This window comes from Pseudomonas sp. VD-NE ins (assembly GCF_031882575.1).
Lineage (GTDB): Bacteria > Pseudomonadota > Gammaproteobacteria > Pseudomonadales > Pseudomonadaceae > Aquipseudomonas > Aquipseudomonas fluorescens_BZ.
Genome location: NZ_CP134772.1, coordinates 2041770 through 2060918 on the forward strand (window position 1 = coordinate 2041770; position 19149 = coordinate 2060918).

Here is a 19149-nt window from a genome sequence, read left to right on the forward strand (position 1 = left end):
TTGCCAGCGATAGGATCACTGCGGTGTCACTGACAAACCGAGTTGACCCTATCGCTGGCAAGCCAGCTCCCACAGGGATTGCGGGTTGTCGATGAAGTGAGGTTCGACCTGTCATCTTCGGCAACGTAGAATGCGCGCCTTTCCCGGGCAATCGTCCCCACGATTGGCGCCCGCGCATTCATCGGAGCACTTGACCATGACCGTCACCAAAACCAGCGAGTACCTGGAAACCCTCTACGAAGGCTACGGCCAGCGTTTTCGCATGGAAAAACTGCTGCACGAAGTGCGCACCGAACACCAGCACCTGGTGATTTTCCAGAACCCGCGCATGGGTCGTGTAATGGCGCTGGACGGCGTGATCCAGACCACCGAAGCCGACGAATTCATCTACCACGAAATGCTCACTCACGTGCCGATCCTCGCTCACGGCAGCGCCAAGCGCGTGCTGATCATCGGCGGTGGTGACGGCGGCATGCTGCGCGAAGTGACTAAGCACGCCGGCGTCGAGCACATCACCATGGTCGAGATCGACGGCACCGTGGTCGACATGTGTAAAGAGTTCCTGCCGAACCACTCCAGCGGCGCCTACGACGATCCGCGTCTGAACCTGGTGATCGACGATGGCATGCGTTTCGTCGCCACCACCACGGAAAAATTCGACGTGATCATCTCCGACTCCACTGACCCGATCGGCCCGGGCGAAGTGTTGTTCTCGGAGAACTTCTATCAGGCCTGCCATCGCTGCCTGAACGAAGGCGGCATTCTGGTGACCCAGAACGGCACGCCGTTCATGCAGATCGACGAAGTGAAAACCACCGCCGGGCGTCTGAACAGCCTGTTCCCGGACTGGCACTTCTATCAAGCGGCAGTGCCGACCTACATCGGCGGTTCGATGACCTTCGCCTGGGGCTCGACCAACCCGGCCTACCGCAAGCTGAGCCGTGAAATCCTGCAACAGCGCTTCATCGGCAGCGGCATCGTCACCCGTTACTACAACCCGGAAATCCACATTGGCGCGTTCGCCTTGCCGCAGTACGTGCTGCAGGCGATCAACAAGCCAAGCAACGACTAAAGAACACTGCAATATCCCTGTGGGAGCGAGCCTGCTAGCGAAATCGGACTGTTGATCGTTCCCACGCTCTGCGTGGGAATGTAGCCGGGGATGCTCTGCGTCCCAAAAGATCGCAGCCTTCGGCAACTCCTACCATAGATGTCGTTTTTTTCATCTGCGCCCGCTGTAATCCTTTTGAACCAACTTTCGGCGTACACAGTCGAGATAGGTGTAAGCCCATTTGCGGGTTTGATCGAGGAGGCACCGATGCAAAAGTGGAAAGTCACTTTCGTGGACGATCATGGTGAAATTGTCGATGAGGTGTTCGAGCGCGCGGAATGCCCCAGCGATGATGAGGCCGCTCGATTGATCAAGGCACGGCTTCTGCCCGTCGCCGCCGAACTGGACCTGAATGATCTGGAAGGGCGTACCGCCGATGCCGGGGTGAAAAGCCTGAAAACCCAGAACAGCATCGAAATCCGCAGCATCACTCCAATCTGAAAATCTTCCTTCATCCGAAGCAACCAGGCCTTGGCAGCAGCTCTATCTTGGGGCTACTCTGCAAGCGAGATCAGCGAACGGATCGCTAAGGTCTGGTCTTGTCAGCTACATGCTTGTTCCCGCGTGCAACCACGTTGCCGTCGTACTTTGGCCTAAGGCCCGGGGCGGGAATACGGAAAGTCTATCCATCTATGCGAGGGGGACGATTCATGAGCACAGCCTATCAAGAAGACATCAGCAGCAATGTTCTGCGCCGCATGAAAGAAGGCGGTTTCGATTTTTCCCGGTTCCATCCCATCGAGTTCTACGCGATTTTCCCGGACGAGGAGCGGGCGCGCAGGGCGGCAGGCAAATTTCGCGGTGAATCCATCAATGCCCAGGTCAGCGTGCGTGATGACGGTGCGTGGGCGCTGGAATTAAGCAAAGTGATGTACGCGACATATGACGATATCGGTGACTTCGAGCAGGGATTCTCTGCCGTGGTTGAACCTCTGGGCGGTATTATCGAAGGCTGGGGCGTGAAGCAGGAGGTGCGCAATCGCCACCGTTTGAACTGATCTCAGGTTATTTGATTACCAACGGCTGACCTCTGGGTTGGCCGTTGCCATTTTTAAAGATCAAAAGATCGCAGCCTTCGGCAGCTCCTACACAGATTCATGTAGGAGCTGCCGAAGGCTGCGATCTTTTGCTTTTGCTTTCAAAACATTTCCAAAAGGCAAAAAAAAGCCACCGGAGAGGGTGGCTAAAAGGGAAGACCGATAAGGAGAGGAAACCGGTCAGGGTTACAGCGGGGCGGGCTGCGAGGGCAGTCCAGGTCAGTTGAGCTGGCGACTTCGCGGCGCTGTGCGCGGGGAAGTTTTGCAGCGAATGCGCGGATTATCCGCAAGCAGCGCCGGGCAGTGAAATCAACTCTGACTATGCTGGTGATAGGCGATGCAGTGCGTCGCAATGAAGCGGGGGCAATCCGGTTGGGGCATTTGCCGCACAGGAATGGTGCGGTGCCTGCGGCGTGTATTTCCAACCGATTGAAATCAAAGCGTTTATGCCGATGGCACGGGCCTTGCGAAGGCCTGTATGTCCGGGTGACAAGGAGTACGGCATGATCCGCACCTATTTTGATGAGATGTACGATGCCGGCGGCCAGGTTCGCCCGCATTATCGGGAGTTCGCCCGCTGGCTGGCCGACACGCCTGACGAACTGCTGGCCCAACGGCGACGCGAGGCTGACTTGCTGTTCCATCGCGCCGGCATCACCTTCACGCTCTATGGGGACGAGCAGGGCACCGAGCGCCTGATTCCTTTCGACACCATCCCGCGCAGTATTCCCGCCAGTGAATGGCGGATCGTCGAGCGCGGCTGTATTCAGCGGGTCAAGGCGCTGAACATGTTCCTCGCCGACCTCTATCACGAGCAGCGCATTATCAAGGCCGGAATCATTCCAGCTGAACAGGTATTGGCCAACGAGCAATATCAGTTGGCGATGCAGGGCCTGGATCTGCACCGCGATATCTATTCGCACATCTCCGGCGTCGATCTGGTGCGCGATGGCGACGGCACCTATTACGTGCTCGAAGACAACCTGCGCACACCGAGCGGCGTGAGCTACATGCTCGAAGACCGCAAGATGATGATGCGCCTGTTCCCGGAGCTGTTCGCCGCCCAGCGCATTGCGCCGATCGATCACTACCCGAACCTGTTGCTCGATACCCTGAAAAGCTCAAGTCCGATCGACGACCCGAGTGTGGTGGTGCTGACGCCGGGTCGCTTCAACAGTGCATTCTTCGAACACGCGTTTCTGGCGCGGGAAATGGGCGTGGAACTGGTCGAAGGCGCAGATCTGTTCGTGCGTGACGACAAGGTGTTCATGCGCACCACCGACGGCCCGAAAGCGGTGGACGTGATTTACCGCCGCCTCGACGACGCGTTCCTCGATCCGCTGGCGTTCAACCCCGACTCGATGCTCGGTGTGCCGGGGCTGCTCTCGTCTTATCGCTCGGGCAACGTCGTGTTGGCCAATGCCATCGGCACCGGCGTGGCGGACGACAAATCGGTGTATCCGTTTGTCACCGACATGATCCGTTTCTACCTCGACGAAGAGCCGATCCTGAAGAACGTGCCGACCTGGCAATGCCGCAACCCGTCTGAACTTTCCCATGTGCTGGCCAATCTTCCGGATCTGGTGGTCAAGGAAACCCAGGGTTCCGGCGGTTACGGCATGTTGGTGGGGCCGGCATCGACGAAAGCGGAAATCGATGCCTTCCGCGAGCGGATCAAAGCCAAGCCCCACGCATACATCGCGCAACCCACATTGTCGCTGTCGACCTGTCCGACCTTTGTCGAAAACGGCATCGCGCCGCGCCATATCGACTTGCGTCCGTTTGTCTTGTCCGGGCGCGAAACCCGCGTGGTGCCCGGCGGTTTGACCCGCGTCGCATTGCGTGAAGGCTCCCTGGTGGTGAATTCCTCTCAGGGTGGCGGAACCAAGGACACCTGGGTGGTCGAGGATTGAAGGAAGCTTGCCATGTTAAGTAGAACTGCCTCGGATCTGTATTGGATGTCGCGTTACCTGGAGCGGGCGGAAAACCTCGCACGGATGCTCGACATCAGTTATTCGCTGTCGCTGATGCCGCAGGACGGTCGCGGCGATGGTTTGCACGAATTGGCCATGCCGCTGTTGATCACCGGCACCCTCGACGATTATCTGGAACGTCACGGCGCGCTACATGCTGAACGCCTGCTGCACTTTTTCGCTCTCGATGCGGCCAACCCGGCGAGCATCTACAGCTGCCTCGGCGCGGCGCGGGCCAGTGCCCACGCCGTGCGCGGGCGCATCACGGCGGACATGTGGGAAAACATCAATTCGACGTGGCTGGAGATTCGCGGGATCGCCGAACAGGGCCTTAGTCGCTATGGCATGAGCCGTTTCTGCGAATGGATCAAGGAGCGTTCGCACCTGTTTCGTGGTGCGTCCTACGGCACGATCATGCGCAACGATGCATTTCGCTTTATTCGCCTAGGCACCTTCATTGAGCGTGCGGACAACACACTGCGGTTACTCGATGCCCGCTATGAAATGGCTGGCGACCAAGCTGAAGCGGTCAGTGATGGCACCGCCCACGCCTATTACCAATGGAGTGCGTTGCTAAGAGCCTTGTCGTCGTTTGAGGCCTACACCGAAATCTATCGCGATGCGCCCGGCGCCCGGCATGTCGCCGAGCTGCTCTTGTTGCGCGCCGATGTGCCCCGCTCGCTGCGGGCCTGCACCGAAGAGATCGATCAGATTCTCGCGCAGTTGCCCGGCGCCAACGGCCGACCGGCGCAGCGTCTGGCGGCAGAGATGGACGCGCGCCTGCGCTACACCGGCATCAACGAAATTCTCGAGGAAGGCCTGCACGCGTGGCTGACCGAATTCATCCCGCTGGTGCGCCAGTTGGGCAACGCCATTCACAGTTCCTACCTGGAGGCTGCATGAGACTTTCCATAAGCCACGAGACCACCTATCACTACGAAGATCAGGTGCGGGCGAGCATCCAGTACCTGCGGCTGACACCTCACGACAGCGAGCGTCAGCACGTGTTGAGCTGGCAGCTCGATTTGCCGCGCCCGGTGCGCGCGCAACTCGATCCGTTCGGCAATATCCTGCACGTGCTGACCATGGATGAACCGCACGAGGCGATCATCATCGGTGCGCGAGGTCAGGTTGATATCGATGAGCTCCGCGAGGCCGAGCATGAGAGCCAGTCGGCGCTGCCGTTCCTGCGCTTTACCCGGTTGACCGAGGCGGATGAGGCGTTGCGCGCGTTTGCCGAGAGGTCCTGCAAACAGCGGCGGGATCGCACGGCGTTGATTGATTTGATGCACGGTTTGAATCAGCACATGACTTACACGCCGGGTTCCACCGAGGTCGATACCAGCGCCGCTGAGGCCTTCGCCGGGCGTGCGGGTGTTTGCCAGGATCATGCTCACGCATTTCTGGCATGCGCACGCAGCCTCGGGATTCCGTCGCGTTATGTATCAGGGTATTTGTACAGCGAAGATTGCGAGCATCTGGCCAGTCACGCCTGGGCCGAAGCGTGGCTGGATGACGCTTGGTACAGCTTTGACGTAACCAATCAACTGGCGCGGCCGGAGCGGCACCTGAAACTGGCGGTGGGCCTGGATTATCTGGATGCCTGCCCGGTGCGCGGCATGCGTCGGGGCGGTGGGTGTGAGCAGATGCACGCGAAAGTGTTCGTCTCGCCGACCCCCGTGATCTCCGTCCAGCAACAATAGATTCGGGATACCCCTATCGCTGGCAAGCCAGCTCCCACAGGATGACCGCTGATTCGAACTCTGCGCATACCCTGTGGGAGCTGGCTTGCCAGCGAAGTGGCCAGTCATAACACTCTAAGGCTTACGGCTTAACCTTCCGCCCAGCCATGTGTTGCAAATACCCGATCAACATCTGCAAATCCCCCTCCGGCAACACGGCCTCCGAAAACCCCGGCATTTTCGCCTGCGGCCACTGACGCAAACTCTGCGGATCACGAATGTAGCGCTTGAGGAAATCCGCGCCGAAATACTCGGTCGGGTTATACGGAATATTCAGATCCGGCCCGAATTGCGCATCCCCCGCACCGTTCAATCGGTGACACGCCAGACAGTTTTTCTGAAACAGCGCAAACCCTTGGTTCACCGGGTCATTCGCCTTCAACGCAGGATCCGGCAGCAGGGCAGGGAAGCGCTCGGCCACCGGCGCCATGCGCTTGATGCTTGCGACTTCGAACGGCCATTGCTCCGGGCTGATATTGCCCGCCTGCGGATCCGTCCAGACCAGATAAAACGGCCCGGCGCTGTGCTTGCCTTCCGACAGCGGTGGCCACGGCTGCGCCGGATCTTCGATGGCCAGCCAGGCCCGTGCGCCGTCGTGGTTGAGTAACGGAGCCGCAGCCAGTTCCGCGGCAAAGCCGTCCAGTGCCACCGCTTGCAGGTGATCCTGCGGTTTGATCCCGATCAGCAGCGCGGCCACAGGCACGGCGCGATAGGTCATCTCCTTCTTGTAGGACACATCGTTTTTGATCGTGAGGGTTTGCACTTGAGGATGCTTGAGCAGTTCTTCGGTCTGCCAGGTGCGGCTGTTTGCACCCAGTTGCAGATCCAACTGTGCGGCAGACAAGGGCATGCTCAGCAGCATGGCCCCGAACACAATGAGCGCTTTCAAATGATCGCCGTCCATGTCGTGAGAGTGCGCAAAGATTGGCACAGCCACGCTGGCCCGGGTAGCGGGCCAGTCACATTTTCAGTGGTGATAAACAGCACCTGCCGCTCGATTCAACCGATGACCTTGGTCAGATTCGGCAAAATCAACAACAGCGTCGTGGCGAAAAGAATGAGCCCTGCTTGACGAACTTTCGGTTGTTTGAACATGGCTTGACCGCCTTTATTGTTATTTCCTGATGCTTGCCTGCATATCCATGACGGCAAGCGCTGCACTTCCTGTTGAAGAACGTCGGCCTCGGCAAAACCCGACGACCCTGACGTACATGTACTACCTTAGGGCCCGCGTCACGCTTGGCTTAGATCCATTTCATATGGAGTTGCTGGAAATCGCGATTAAAAAAGCATGAGGCTTATTGCCAGCTTCTTTGCCGCCCGCTGGCTAGACAACTCGCCGACCTGAACCGGTTCACCCAGCCTTCTGTGACCGTCCGTCTGAGCGTGTGCGTCAAGCGTATTGAGCGCTGTGGTCATTGAATCCGCGACCGCTCGGGTCAAGAGTGAAGGCACAAGAAATCACTCACCGCACAGGTTCGAGGACGTCATGACCCAAGCTTTGATATTCGATGCATTACGCACGCCCCGCGGTAAGGGCAAAGCCGATGGTGCCCTGCACAGCGTCAAACCGGTGAATCTGGTCGCCGGCCTGCTGACCGCGCTACAAGCGCGCACTGCGCTGGACACCAGCCAGGTCGATGACGTGGTGCTCGGTTGCGTCACGCCGATTGGCGATCAAGGCTCGGACATCGCCAAAACCGCGGTGCAAGTGGCCGATTGGGATGTCAGCGTTGCCGGTGTGCAGATCAACCGTTTCTGCGCCTCGGGACTGGAAGCGGTCAACCTCGGCGCGATGAAAGTACGCTCCGGGTTTGAAGATCTGGTGGTGGTCGGCGGCGTCGAGTCGATGTCGCGGGTGCCGATGGGCAGCGATGGCGGCGCCTGGGCGCTGGACCCGCAAACCAACCTGCACAGCCACTTCACCCCGCAAGGCGTTGGTGCGGATTTGATCGCCACGCTTGAGGGGTTCAGTCGTCACGACGTCGATGCCTACGCGCTGCACTCGCAGCAGAAGGCCGCGCGCGCGCGGGCCGATGGCTCGTTCAATAAATCGTTGGTGCCGGTGCAGGATCAGAACGGCATCATCCTGCTCGATCAGGATGAGTTCATTCGCGCCGAGTCGACCCTTGAGGGCTTGGGCAAGCTCAAACCGAGTTTCGAAATGATCGGGCAAATGGGCTTCGACGCGACCGCGCTGCGGGTGTACAGCCATGTCGAGCGGATCAATCACGTGCACACGCCGGGCAACAGTTCCGGGATCGTCGACGGTGCGGCGCTGATGCTGATCGGCTCCGAGGCCAAAGGTCGGGCACTGGGCCTGCAACCGCGGGCGCGAATTGTCGCCACGGCGGTGACCAGCACCGATCCCACCATCATGCTCACCGGCCCTGCGCCGGCAACGCGTAAAGCGCTGGCCAAGGCTGGACTGCGCGCGGAAGACATCGACCTGTTCGAAGTCAACGAAGCGTTTGCTTCGGTGGTGCTGAAGTTCATCAAGGACATGGCCGTCGATCCGGACAAGGTCAATGTCAACGGCGGCTCCATCGCCATGGGCCACCCGCTGGGCGCCACGGGGTGCGCGATCCTCGGCACCTTGCTCGATGAACTGGAAGCGCGGCACCTGCGCTATGGCCTGGCGACGCTGTGCGTCGGCGGCGGCATGGGCATTGCCACCATCATCGAACGCCTCTGAGCCCCGAATTCAAGGAACCTTGTTATGAGCGAAGCCATTCGTTACGAAAAAGGCCAGGACGCGATCGTCGTGCTGACCATCGACATGCCGGGCCAGAGCGCCAACACCATGAACGCTGTGTACCGCGAGGCGATGGCCGCGTGCGTCACCCGGTTGGTGGAAGATAAAGACAATATCGCCGGCGTCATCATTACTTCGGCGAAGAAAACCTTCTTTGCCGGCGGCGACCTCAATGAACTGATCAAGGTCGGCAAGCCTGAAGCCAAAGCCTTCTATGACATGGTGCTGGCCCTCAAGGGGCAATTGCGCACTCTGGAAACACTCGGCAAACCGGTGGTCGCGGCGATCAACGGCGCGGCGTTGGGCGGCGGTTGGGAAATCTGCCTCGCCTGTCATCACCGCGTGGCATTGGACGATGCATCGGTGCAACTCGGTCTGCCGGAAGTGACCCTTGGCCTGTTGCCGGGCGGCGGCGGGGTGGTGCGCATGGTGCGCATGCTCGGTCTCGAGAAAGCGCTGCCTTATTTGCTTGAAGGCAAAAAGGTGCGCCCGCAACAGGCGTTGCAGGCCGGCCTGATCGATGAGCTGGCGGCGGATCGTGAGGCGCTGCTGGCCAAGGCGCGTGCGTGGATTGTTGCCAACCCGAACGCGGTGCAACGCTGGGATGTGAAGGGTTATCAGATTCCGGGCGGCACGCCGTCGAATCCGAAAGTTGCGCAGATGCTGGCGATTGCGCCGTCGATTCTGCGCAGCAAGACCCAAGGGACAATGCCCGCGCCAGAGAAAATCCTCTGCGCGGCAGTCGAGGGCGCTCAGGTCGATTTCGACACCGCGCACCTGATCGAAACCCGTTACTTCACCGAACTGACCACCGGGCAGATCTCGAAAAACCTGATCGGCACGTTCTGGTTTCAGCTCAACGAGATCAACGCCGGAGGTTCGCGGCCGCAGGGTTTTGCGCCGTATGTCACGCGCAAGGTCGGCGTGCTTGGCGCAGGGATGATGGGCGCGGGGATTGCATTTGTCAGTGCTTCGGCGGGTATTGAAGTGGTGCTCAAGGACGTCAATCTGGCTGCCGCCGAAAAAGGCAAAGCACATTCTGCCGCGTTACTGGACAAGAAAGTCGCCCGCGGACAGATGGATGCTTCGAAGCGTGATGAGGTGTTGGCGCGGATCCAACCGTCCGAGAGTGATGCCGACCTGGCGGGTTGCGATCTGATCATCGAAGCGGTATTTGAGGACCGCGATCTCAAGGCCAGGGTTTCCTCTGCCGCCCAGCAAGTTGTCGGCGCCGAAGCGGTCATCGCTTCGAATACATCGACGTTGCCTATCACCGGGCTGGCTACGGCGGTGCCTGATCCTGGCAAGTTCATCGGCCTGCATTTCTTCAGCCCGGTGGAAAAAATGCCGTTGGTGGAAATCATCAAAGGTACACAGACCAGCGATGAAACCCTCGCGCGCGGTTTCGATTTCGTTCTGCAAATCAAGAAAACCCCGATCGTGGTCAACGACAGTCGCGGCTTCTTCACTTCGCGCGTCTTCGGCACCTTCACCAACGAAGGCATCGCCATGCTCGGCGAGGGCGTGAGTGCGCCGATGATTGAGACCGAAGCGCGCAAGGCCGGGATGCCGGTCGGGCCTCTGGCGATCTCCGACGAAGTTTCCCTCAGCTTGATGAGCCATATCCGTCAGCAAACCGCCAAGGACCTACAGGCAGAAGGGAAACCGCTGATTGAGCATCCGGCCTTCGCCGTGATTGACTTGCTGCTCAACGAATACAAGCGCCCGGGCAAAGCGGCAGGTGGCGGTTTCTATGATTATCCGGTCGGCGGGCAGAAACATTTGTGGCCCGAGTTGAAGACGCATTTCGAAAAGGCTGATGGGCAGATTTCGCCCAAAGACGTGCGCGATCGGCTGCTGTTCGTGCAAGCGATCGAAACCGTGCGCTGTCTGGAGGAGGGTGTGCTGACTTCGACGGCGGACGCTAACGTCGGCTCGATCTTCGGAATCGGTTTTGCAGCGTGGACGGGCGGTGCGTTGCAGTTCATCAATCAATACGGCGTGAAAGATTTCGTCGCCCGCGCGCAGTATCTGGCTGAGCAGTATGGCGAACGTTTTGCGCCGCCTGCGTTGCTGTTGGATAAAGCAGCGAAAGGTGAAATGTTCTAAGGGCAGCGAGCATTCCGGGGCTTGCCTTGCCAGGGTGTTTCGAGGCAGGCTCTGGGGTGTTCATTATTCCCATCACGTGTCAGGTATTTTTTATGTCGCTACGCATCTGCATTCTGGAAACCGACATCCTGCGTCCGGAACTGGTCGATCAATATCAGGGGTACGGGCAGATGTTTCAGCGCCTGTTCTCGCAGCAACCGATTGCCGCCGAGTTCACCGTCTACAACGTGATGCAGGGCGAATACCCAAGCGACGACCTGACCTTCGACGCATACCTCGTCACCGGCAGCAAGGCCGATTCGTTCGGCACTGATCCGTGGATTCAGACCCTCAAGGAATACCTGCTGACGCGTTACGAGCGCGGCGACAAACTGCTTGGCGTGTGCTTCGGCCATCAACTGTTGGCGTTGCTGCTCGGTGGCAAGAGCGAGCGCGCGACCCAGGGCTGGGGTGTTGGCACCCACAACTACAAACTGGCGGCCAAGGCGCCATGGATGAGCCCGGTACGTGAGGAACTGACGCTGTTGATCAGTCACCAGGATCAGGTCACAGCGCTGCCGGAAAACGCGACGGTGATTGCTTCCAGCGATTTTTGCCCGTTTGCGGCCTATCACATCAACGATCAGGTGTTGTGCTTCCAGGGGCATCCGGAATTCATCCACGATTATTCGCGAGCGCTGCTGGATCTGCGTCAGGAAGCGTTGGGTTCGCAGGTCTACACCAAGGGCGTGGCCAGCCTCGAGCAGGAACACCATGGTGCGACGGTTGCGGAGTGGATGATGCGTTTTGTGGCGCATAAGCCAGAAACTGTCTAAGGCCAAAAGCTTCGCGAGCAGGCTCGCTCCCACATTGGATTTTCGGTGCGCCACCGATCAATGTGGGAGCGAGCCTGCTCGCGAATGTTCCAGACAACTCGGTCTGCTCTACAACCACCCAGACTTCTTGAAACTCGCCCACAAACTTACACACCCCACCGTAATAAACCCCAGCACACCGAAATAGCCGTAATGCCAACTCAACTCTGGCATGTTCTGGAAGTTCATCCCGTAAATCCCCGCCACTGCCGTCGGAAACGCCAGAATTGCCGCCCAGGCAGCAAACTTGCGCTGCACCACGCTTTGCCGTGAGGCTTCGAGCAGAACACCAATCTCGATGGTCTGGCTGGCAATATCGGCCAGGGTGGTCAGGTCTTCCATCTGCCGCGTGACGTGAATCTGCACATCGCGGAAGTACGGGCGCATGTTCTTGTCGATAAACGGGAAACTCAGCTTCTGCAACTCCTCGCCAATCTCCACCATCGGCGCTGCGTACCGACGCAGGCGTACGACATCGCGGCGCAAGCCGTGCAGCTTCTGAATGTCACGCTCGTTCAACGCGCTACACAACACGTTGCGCTCCAGTTCATCAATTTCGGCGTGGATGGCTTCGCCCACCGGTTGGTAGTTCTCGATGACGAAATCGAGCAGCGCATAAAGTACGAAATCTTCCCCGTGTTCCAGCAGCAGCGGACGCGCCTCACAACGTTGGCGGACATGCGCGTAGGACGCCGAGTGACCGTTACGCGCCGTGATGATGTAGCCCTTGCCGGCAAAAATGTGCGTCTCGATGAATTGCAGAATGCCGTTCTCGCGGATGGGCGAGTAGGTGACGATAAACAAAGCGTCGCCAAAGGTTTCCAGCTTCGGTCGACTGTGTTTTTCCAGGGCATCTTCAATGGCCAGTTCGTGCAAGTTGAACTGACGTTGCAGATTGGATAGCTCCTGAGCGTCCGGCTCTTCCAGGCCGATCCAGACAAAGTGCCCGGTTTTCGCGGCCCAGGCAGCGCCTTCGTCGAGGGTAATATTGGTGACTTTCTTGCCTGCGCTGTACACCGCAGCAGCAACAACTCGACCCATGGTGGTGATTCACTTCTTCTTGGCAGGTGGCAGGGAATACAAGGCTTCAGCTTAGCCGTGTCGCTGCTTGAGAGTCAGTGAAATCTGTACAGTTCACCGGGCAAAAGAAAACCCGCACAGTGCGGGTTTTCTTTTCAGGCGGCTTGCAGTTGCCGATCCATCGACTCAATGCACTCGCGCATCTGCTCGCGACACTGATTGATGAGCATCGGCATGTCGTCCATGGTCAATCCGGCTGTAGGAATCGCCGGCAGCGAGCGTATGAGGATTTTCCCGCTGCGCCAGCGATTCAGACGCATGTGCTTGATGTAACTGCTGACGCAAACCGGAACGATCGGCACGCCGGCGGCAATCGCCATCTGGAACGCCCCTTTCTTGAAGGGCAGCAATTCTTCGCCGAGGTTGCGTGTACCTTCGGGGAATACCCAGATCGAAGTGTCTTCGTTCTGCAGGGTGTTGGTGGTGGTCAGCATAGATTGGCGTGCCTTCTGCGCATTGCCACGGTCGATCAACACATTGCCGGCCAGCCAGAACAATTGCCCGAACAGTGGCACCCACTTGAGGCTCTTCTTGCCGATGCACACAGTACGGCGTGGCACTACGTTGCCGAACACGAACAAGTCATAGTTGGACTGATGGTTGGCGATGATCACGCAGCTGTCGGGTTTGTTCATCAAACCGCTGACATCGGACTTTACTCGTAAACGCAAAATACACATCGCCGGCAGCGCGTAGAAACGGGCGCACAGACGGCTGTTGTCCGGATTGAACGGACGGCAGATCCCGAGAATCACCCCGAGCACACCCGCCAGAATAAAGTGCAGGCCCATCAATAACATACGAAACACGAACAGCATTTTCAGGCCCCACCGGGACAAAAGGTGGCGCAGTGTACGGATGTGCACTGTTTTCGGCAATTGCCACTATAGAGTCCGGAGATAGCCGATGTTTAAGCGCATGTTTCCGAATTGATGGTCAGACGTGTACTAGAGCTGTCGCAGACTTTTAAACCATGCGTGCAAGAAAAAGCCCGACACGACGGTCGGGCTTTTCTCTACGTTCTTGAATCCAGGCTCAACCCAGATGCTCCTGATCCTGAATGATCGCATTATCCAGCGCTTCCAGCAGTGCCTTACGGACTTTCAACTTGGTGTTCTTGTGCGCGAGCATGTTGATCTTCTTCAACTGGCGCGCAGCGGCGAGGGCGGCACCTTGCAGTTCCTCGGCGGCAACCACCTTGTCGAGGAAGCCGGCATCCACGGCGCTTTTCGGATCGAACATCTCGCCGTTGATCACCGAGCGGTGAAACGCCGAGCGACGCAGGCGATCGCGAGCCAGCTCGATACCGGCGTGGTGCATGGTCATGCCGATCTGCACTTCGTTCAGACCGATGCTGAACGGGCCGTCGACACCGATACGGTAATCGGCAGACAACAGAATGAAAGCGCCTTTCGCCACCGCATGACCTGGGCACGCGACGATGACCGGGAACGGGTGAGAAAGCAGGCGCCGCGCCAAGGTCGACCCCGCGGTTACCAGCGACACAGCTTCTTTAGGGCCGGCGGTCATCACTTTCAGGTCATAGCCGCCGGACAGAATCCCCGGCTGACCGGTGATGATCACGATGGCACGATCAGTCACCGCCTGATCCAGCGCCGCGTTGAACGCCGCAATCACGTCCGGAGAAATGGCATTGACCTTGCCGTTGCTCAAGGTCAGGGTCGCGATACCGTCTTCGAGGTGGTAGGAAATCAACTCACTCATGACGCTATTCCTTGTAAGAAAGATGGGCAGACGTTACCCACCGCCGCAAGCCAGGTAAAGCGCCGTGACTGACTCGCCAGTCACCGTTTCACGGCCCATCCAGCGTGGTGAAGCATTCTGCTTCTATATAGAAGGGCCGCGCCCACCGAAGATTGGCCGGTTTGCCATGGCCTGCCAGCGGGCAAAACGACTTTTTCTCTTAACCGCATGAAAATTCTGAAAAAAAGTTTGCCATCGCAAAAGCTTTCGACTACATTAGCGCGCCTCGACAGACAGAACATGTTTGAAGAGATACGGTGAAGTGTCCGAGTGGCTTAAGGAGCACGCCTGGAAAGTGTGTATACAGGAAACTGTATCGAGAGTTCGAATCTCTCCTTCACCGCCACATTCAGTACACAAAACCCCTGATTTCGAAAGAAGTCAGGGGTTTTGTGGTTTCTGGCGTCTGGATTTTTATTGGCTTCAGCTTGAATTCCGCTTTGAGCTATTACAATCGCGGATTTTTTCATCCATATAGGGACGACATTCCATGATCATTTCCACCACTCACGCCATTGAAGGCCGGCAGATCACGGCATACCTGGACATCGTCAGTGCCGAATCGGTGCAGGGGGTCAATGTGATCCGTGACATGTTTGCCGGTATGCGCGATTTTTTCGGTGGGCGGTCGCAGACGCTGGAGCGGGCTTTGAAGGAGGCGCGTATTCAGGCGACCGAAGAAATCAGGGAGAGGGCGCGTGCTTTGCAGGCAGATGCGGTGGTCGGGGTGGACTTCGAGATCAGCATGCCTGGCGGGAAGGGCGGGATGGTTGTTGTGTTTGCGACGGGGACGGCGGTGAAGTTGCGCTGAGTTTGTTTGACGGGTGTGTAAGCCCATTCAGAGGTTGAATGGGCTCAATCTTGCGGTGCAATCAGCCTTGTGGCTTGAGGATCACGGTGCCTCTTTCGTCATAGGTCAGTGGTGTATCAATGGCGACGAGAGGGGGGGTATCAGAAGGCGGGTTGGGTTCGACTGGCTTGCTGGGATGGTAAATGACCCCTGGTTGCAGAACCGGTGTATCCGGACCCGGATACTTGATGGTGATTTCACCGGAAGCGATCTTCTCCTTGAGTTTTTCCGCGCCAGCCTTGCCGGCTGCGATCTGTTCGTCCGTGAGTTTTACGACAGGCATATTGGGGAATCCGTTGATTTGCATGTTCTCTCCTTGAGATTCATTTGTATGAAAAAGGGCAACGGCCGGTGCTCAGGATTCTTTAGCAAAGCGTGACCAACGGTTCATCGTTGTGTTTGAATTTTGTAGGCCGCTCGTCGGGCGTCGGCTGATCTGAATAACAAGTCCAGGAATGACCGGCTAGTCTCAAAAGCCTTGGAGGTCGATATTTTTTCAGGCAAAAGGGTTTTTGCCGGTGTCGATCTGTTGCGACGGGGCGAAGGTATGACTGATCCGTATATAGAAGACGATGGCGCTGAATTTTCCTTCAATAACTGCGTACGGTGCGGCCAGACCGAGTATCAGTCAGGTTTTGGCGAGGATCCGGTGCAGATCGGCAAAATCAAATCCGCGGCACCCAAGGGACCGAAGGCGAAATTTCTCCCCAAGGTCACCACGCGATCCAGAAAATAATCATTATTCTGAATAACCCCGTCATTTCGCGGGGTTTTTTATGGCTGAATGCGTGAGGAAATTTCTTACAGGCGATGGCGATGAATTCGCTGAGCTTTCACAAACTTTTCACGTCTGCCGCAGTAGGGTGAAGCCATCCGTTAGAAAGCAAGTCTCCAGCCCGTTTCCCCAGCGGGCTTTTTTTTGCCTGTCATAAAACCTTTTCCAGAATCGCTGTCCAATCGGCGCTGAGCGCGCGAAGCCTCTGATTTTGGCTGGACTTTTGCGCGGCGACGGCATTAAATCCCGGCCCTTTTTGTCATCCCTATTTTTGAGGTTTACGTCATGCGTTTAACACTGCCCGCTCTGGTTCTAGGGCTTCTGGTTGCTCAAGGTGCAATGGCTGCCGGCGATGGTACTGCGGCGCTGGGCGGTGGTCTGGGTGGCGCACTGGGTAATGTCGTCGGCCAGAAGATGGGCGGCAGCACTGGCGCGGCCATTGGCGCCGGCGTAGCAGGCGCGGCGGGCAGCGCAATGGCGGCGCGCAAGGGTAGCCGGACCAAAGCGGCGATTGGCGGCGGTGTCGGTGCAGCCGGTGGTTCGGTGATCGGCAACAGCCTGGGCGGCAGAACCGGCGCCACGATTGGTGCAGGCCTGGGTGGCGCAGCTGGCGGCGCAGTGGGCAGCAACTTGTCCAAAGGTCACAAGCGTCACTGAGACTGATCGTTTGTCAGAAAAAGCCCGGCTCGATGTCGGGCTTTTTCATGGCTGAACGTTTTCCCCGTTTGCGTCTCCAATCTCACATAGGCCCATGTCTGGGCGGACTGTCCCGCTTCGGGAACTGTGAGGTTCATATGCGCTTGTCATTATCTGCACTGTTTTTCGGCTTGCTGGTAGCACAAGGGGCGATGGCCGCTGGTGATGGCACCGCCGCTGTGGGTGGCGGCCTGGGCGGCGCGCTCGGCAATGTGGTCGGTGGACAACTCGGTGGCAGTACTGGCGCGGCGGTAGGTGCGGGTGTTGGTGGCGCGGCGGGCAGTGCCGTCGGCGCGAATAAACGCAATCGAACAGAAGCCGCCATTGGCGGTGGTCTCGGTGCGGCGGGTGGCTCGGTCGTCGGCAACAGTCTCGGCGGCTCTACGGGTTCGACCATTGGCGCAGGATTGGGCGGCGCGGCGGGTGGTGCGGTCGGTAATAACCTGGGTGACGATGGTGGCTCTCATTCGGGTGGCGGTCATAAGCACAAGAATAAACATAAAAACCGCCATCATTGATGGCGGGTTAAACGGAAACCCGGCATTTTGCCGGGTTTTTTGCATTTGCTCGTCGGGCTTCGGAACGATTGGTTGTAGGGCTTTTCGAACGTCATACACGCCACGAGATGATGAGGTTTGCCATGACTCCCGAGACTGAAGGCAAGGAAGAGAAAGGTTCGAGTGGACTGCCGTTTATCAATGATCCGGGGAATGAGGATCCGGGGTCGCTGATGGATGATGCGACGGTGCCGTTGAATGATTCGGATGAGGCGGATATGGAGTATGAAGAGGATGAGGATGAGCAGTGAGGGGTAATAGGTTGAGTTGAAAGTCTGGAATTGGTTTTAAGGGCCTGAGTGAACAGGCCCTTTTTGTGGTCGTGTCTAATCGGTATCTTTTGAATTAGCCAATACATACAGGTTACTTATACCTGACATTTTTTTGATTTTTTTTTAGCTCTATATATTCTTTGAGTTCTTTTTTAATGGTTTCTTCATCGCAATATTTTCTATGTTTAGAGGGTCTTTCACGGGCAAAATTGTATAGGCGCCAAGTATCAAACCCATTGATTTCACCGTTAGGGCCATAGTCGAAGTCTACGCTTCCTGTCGATAAATTGATGCGGCAGCCAATACCATGCAATTCATATTTAACGCCTCGAGTAACTCTCCCGCATCGCTTTATTGCCTTGGTGCGCCAAAGCCTTCGAATGTCTCGAGTGCCAAATTTTCGCTCAAATATCAGGGTGCTGGACTCCACCATGGAGATGAAGTCATTTATCAGGATGTCCAAAGTTTCATTTTGGTCGCTCATCTTCTTCTCCGGTGATCCAATCTGTCCAGGCCCACATTGTTTGCTGACTCTAATATATCTTCAGTGTTTTTAAGGCGCATTTTACGTTTTGAGGTTGGATGTGAGTATAAATTTCATATTGGTGGAAGTTTTCCTTGCTGCTACGCGATGGAGTCTGCTCGAAATATAGGTATGTCATTATGTTGGATTTGTTGTTCTAATTTTTAGAAGGATTTGAAGTTGGTTTCTAATCTAAGTTTATTCAGGTGTGCAAGTCGCGCGAGAAAATATAAAGGTCATCGGATAGCGACATTTTTTTCAATTGTCTTTAGCGAAACGAGCTCCTTGAGTTCTTTTTCGAGTGTATTCATGTCGCAGTAATGTTCATGCACGAGCGGCCTTTCTAAGGCGTAAATGTAGAGGCGTCATACATCAAAGCCATTGATCCTTTTGTTAGATCCAAAATCGAAAACTATTGATTCTGATGGGAAGTGAATGGCGCACCCGACGCCGTGTAGTTCATATTGAATTCCATTGGTTATTTGTCCGCGGCGTTCGATTTGTCCGCTCCGCCATAGTCATAGAATATTTCGATTGCCAAATTTCTCTTCGAATAGCTTTGTGCCTTCATCGACTTTGGAGAGAAAGTCAGTGATCAGTAATTTTTTTGGGGGGGCAATTTTTCATAACTACCGATGTTTTATATTTTATGGAGTGGATCATTCTTCAGATAAACAGTATCGAGGATTCTTCTGCGGTTGCTGAAACTTTAAAACGAGAGTCCATTTTTGCGATTGTTAATTGAAATTTTTTTTGGTTTGGCAAGTTGCTTATGAATAATTCCTCTATTTCACTGCACGTTATTCCAATTCGACAAGTGTTGAATTCGATGTTCTTCCATTTTCTTGGAGGCGCGTCCGGGGTTTCGGATATATCGAATCCTAGGATGACAGTGGAATAATTATTTTCGATTTTTAAGGTAAAAAGATTTATTTCGCCAATGGCTATTGGAGAGCTAAAAATCATGTTAAAAAAGGTGCTTCCCTGTATGTCGTTCCAATGCTTCATGGTTGACTCCTGAAAGAGTAGTGATAGATGCGTCAATTCTCTC

The 19149-nt window shown here is 56.6% G+C and carries 22 protein-coding genes and 1 tRNA gene; 15 read left to right on the top strand and 8 right to left on the bottom strand.

Annotated elements, in window-relative coordinates:
* The first annotated feature begins 196 nt into the window (after positions 1 to 196).
* The 6 genes from speE to RMV17_RS09030 all read left to right on the top strand — a co-directional run bounded on the left by speE (position 197) and on the right by RMV17_RS09030 (position 5824).
* Entirely contained in the window at positions 197 to 1072 is an 876-nt protein-coding gene (gene speE, locus RMV17_RS09005) for a polyamine aminopropyltransferase (protein WP_311886298.1), read from the top strand.
* A gap of 246 nt (positions 1073 to 1318) precedes the next feature.
* The gene (locus RMV17_RS09010; RefSeq protein ID WP_007914057.1) at positions 1319 to 1552 is read left to right on the top strand and encodes a hypothetical protein; all 234 of its coding nucleotides are present in this window, start codon (positions 1319 to 1321) and stop codon (positions 1550 to 1552) included.
* Between the two features lie 209 nt (positions 1553 to 1761).
* Positions 1762 to 2109 carry a ribonuclease E inhibitor RraB gene (locus tag RMV17_RS09015; protein WP_007914059.1) on the top strand — a complete coding sequence of 116 codons (348 nt, stop codon included), beginning with the start codon at positions 1762 to 1764 and terminating at the stop codon, positions 2107 to 2109.
* A gap of 542 nt (positions 2110 to 2651) precedes the next feature.
* Positions 2652 to 4061, top strand: coding sequence for a circularly permuted type 2 ATP-grasp protein (locus RMV17_RS09020; protein ID WP_007914061.1), 1410 nt, complete (start codon positions 2652 to 2654; stop codon positions 4059 to 4061).
* Between the two features lie 12 nt (positions 4062 to 4073).
* Positions 4074 to 5024 (top strand): alpha-E domain-containing protein, encoded by a 951-nt coding sequence (locus RMV17_RS09025; RefSeq protein WP_016982907.1) that lies wholly within the window; start codon positions 4074 to 4076, stop codon positions 5022 to 5024.
* Positions 5021 to 5824 (top strand): transglutaminase family protein, encoded by an 804-nt coding sequence (locus RMV17_RS09030; protein ID WP_102901166.1) that lies wholly within the window; start codon positions 5021 to 5023, stop codon positions 5822 to 5824. Before RMV17_RS09025 ends, RMV17_RS09030 begins: the two co-directional genes overlap by 4 nt.
* Before the next feature lie 121 nt (positions 5825 to 5945).
* Here the strand turns inward: RMV17_RS09030 and RMV17_RS09035 are convergent, their stop codons facing one another.
* Positions 5946 to 6767, bottom strand: coding sequence for a cytochrome c (locus RMV17_RS09035; RefSeq protein ID WP_311887024.1), 822 nt, complete (start codon positions 6765 to 6767; stop codon positions 5946 to 5948).
* Positions 6768 to 7352: 585 nt separating this feature from the next.
* Here RMV17_RS09035 and RMV17_RS09040 point away from each other — a divergent pair.
* The 3 genes from RMV17_RS09040 to RMV17_RS09050 all read left to right on the top strand — a co-directional run bounded on the left by RMV17_RS09040 (position 7353) and on the right by RMV17_RS09050 (position 11542).
* A complete protein-coding gene (locus tag RMV17_RS09040) occupies positions 7353 to 8558 on the top strand; it encodes an acetyl-CoA C-acetyltransferase (protein WP_034151730.1) in 1206 nt (401 codons plus the stop codon).
* Positions 8559 to 8582: 24 nt separating this feature from the next.
* Positions 8583 to 10727 carry a 3-hydroxyacyl-CoA dehydrogenase NAD-binding domain-containing protein gene (locus RMV17_RS09045; RefSeq protein ID WP_311886299.1) on the top strand — a complete coding sequence of 715 codons (2145 nt, stop codon included), beginning with the start codon at positions 8583 to 8585 and terminating at the stop codon, positions 10725 to 10727.
* A gap of 92 nt (positions 10728 to 10819) precedes the next feature.
* On the top strand, positions 10820 to 11542 hold the full coding sequence (locus RMV17_RS09050) for an amidotransferase (RefSeq protein ID WP_034151728.1): 723 nt from the start codon (positions 10820 to 10822) through the stop codon (positions 11540 to 11542).
* Between the two features lie 108 nt (positions 11543 to 11650).
* Here RMV17_RS09050 and RMV17_RS09055 read toward each other — a convergent pair whose 3' ends face one another.
* From RMV17_RS09055 to RMV17_RS09065, 3 genes are all read right to left on the bottom strand, one after another.
* Positions 11651 to 12622, bottom strand: a complete 972-nt coding sequence (locus RMV17_RS09055) for a magnesium and cobalt transport protein CorA (protein WP_034151727.1) — start codon at positions 12620 to 12622, stop codon at positions 11651 to 11653.
* Between the two features lie 134 nt (positions 12623 to 12756).
* Positions 12757 to 13479, bottom strand: a complete 723-nt coding sequence (locus RMV17_RS09060) for a 1-acylglycerol-3-phosphate O-acyltransferase (protein ID WP_311886300.1) — start codon at positions 13477 to 13479, stop codon at positions 12757 to 12759.
* A gap of 217 nt (positions 13480 to 13696) precedes the next feature.
* Complete coding sequence (locus RMV17_RS09065) at positions 13697 to 14386, bottom strand: crotonase/enoyl-CoA hydratase family protein (RefSeq protein ID WP_034151725.1); 690 nt, start codon at positions 14384 to 14386, stop codon at positions 13697 to 13699.
* Positions 14387 to 14681: 295 nt separating this feature from the next.
* On the opposite strand from RMV17_RS09065, the gene RMV17_RS09070 reads away from it, so the two are divergent.
* Positions 14682 to 14771: transfer RNA gene (locus RMV17_RS09070), tRNA-Ser, on the top strand.
* Between the two features lie 144 nt (positions 14772 to 14915).
* A complete protein-coding gene (locus RMV17_RS09075; protein WP_016985528.1) occupies positions 14916 to 15236 on the top strand; it encodes a YbjQ family protein in 321 nt (106 codons plus the stop codon).
* A gap of 61 nt (positions 15237 to 15297) precedes the next feature.
* On the opposite strand, the gene RMV17_RS09080 is transcribed toward RMV17_RS09075, so the two are convergent.
* Positions 15298 to 15582 carry a hypothetical protein gene (locus RMV17_RS09080; RefSeq protein WP_034151723.1) on the bottom strand — a complete coding sequence of 95 codons (285 nt, stop codon included), beginning with the start codon at positions 15580 to 15582 and terminating at the stop codon, positions 15298 to 15300.
* 240 nt (positions 15583 to 15822) lie between these two features.
* Between RMV17_RS09080 and RMV17_RS09085 the strand changes: the two genes are divergently transcribed.
* The 4 genes from RMV17_RS09085 to RMV17_RS09100 all read left to right on the top strand — a co-directional run bounded on the left by RMV17_RS09085 (position 15823) and on the right by RMV17_RS09100 (position 17554).
* Complete coding sequence (locus RMV17_RS09085) at positions 15823 to 16011, top strand: hypothetical protein (RefSeq protein ID WP_034151771.1); 189 nt, start codon at positions 15823 to 15825, stop codon at positions 16009 to 16011.
* Positions 16012 to 16335: 324 nt separating this feature from the next.
* On the top strand, positions 16336 to 16707 hold the full coding sequence (locus RMV17_RS09090; RefSeq protein WP_016983669.1) for a glycine zipper domain-containing protein: 372 nt from the start codon (positions 16336 to 16338) through the stop codon (positions 16705 to 16707).
* Between the two features lie 137 nt (positions 16708 to 16844).
* Entirely contained in the window at positions 16845 to 17264 is a 420-nt protein-coding gene (locus tag RMV17_RS09095) for a YMGG-like glycine zipper-containing protein (RefSeq protein ID WP_007914081.1), read from the top strand.
* 122 nt (positions 17265 to 17386) lie between these two features.
* A complete protein-coding gene (locus tag RMV17_RS09100; protein ID WP_007914082.1) occupies positions 17387 to 17554 on the top strand; it encodes a hypothetical protein in 168 nt (55 codons plus the stop codon).
* 112 nt (positions 17555 to 17666) lie between these two features.
* Here RMV17_RS09100 and RMV17_RS09105 read toward each other — a convergent pair whose 3' ends face one another.
* The 3 genes from RMV17_RS09105 to RMV17_RS09110 all read right to left on the bottom strand — a co-directional run bounded on the left by RMV17_RS09105 (position 17667) and on the right by RMV17_RS09110 (position 19106).
* The gene (locus tag RMV17_RS09105; protein WP_311886301.1) at positions 17667 to 18059 is read right to left on the bottom strand and encodes a DUF6896 domain-containing protein; all 393 of its coding nucleotides are present in this window, start codon (positions 18057 to 18059) and stop codon (positions 17667 to 17669) included.
* A gap of 404 nt (positions 18060 to 18463) precedes the next feature.
* The gene (locus RMV17_RS30100) at positions 18464 to 18598 is read right to left on the bottom strand and encodes a DUF6896 domain-containing protein (RefSeq protein WP_409373131.1); all 135 of its coding nucleotides are present in this window, start codon (positions 18596 to 18598) and stop codon (positions 18464 to 18466) included.
* A 166-nt stretch (positions 18599 to 18764) separates the two neighbouring features.
* Positions 18765 to 19106 carry an Imm50 family immunity protein gene (locus RMV17_RS09110; RefSeq protein WP_311886302.1) on the bottom strand — a complete coding sequence of 114 codons (342 nt, stop codon included), beginning with the start codon at positions 19104 to 19106 and terminating at the stop codon, positions 18765 to 18767.
* Between the last annotated feature and the right edge of the window lie 43 nt (positions 19107 to 19149).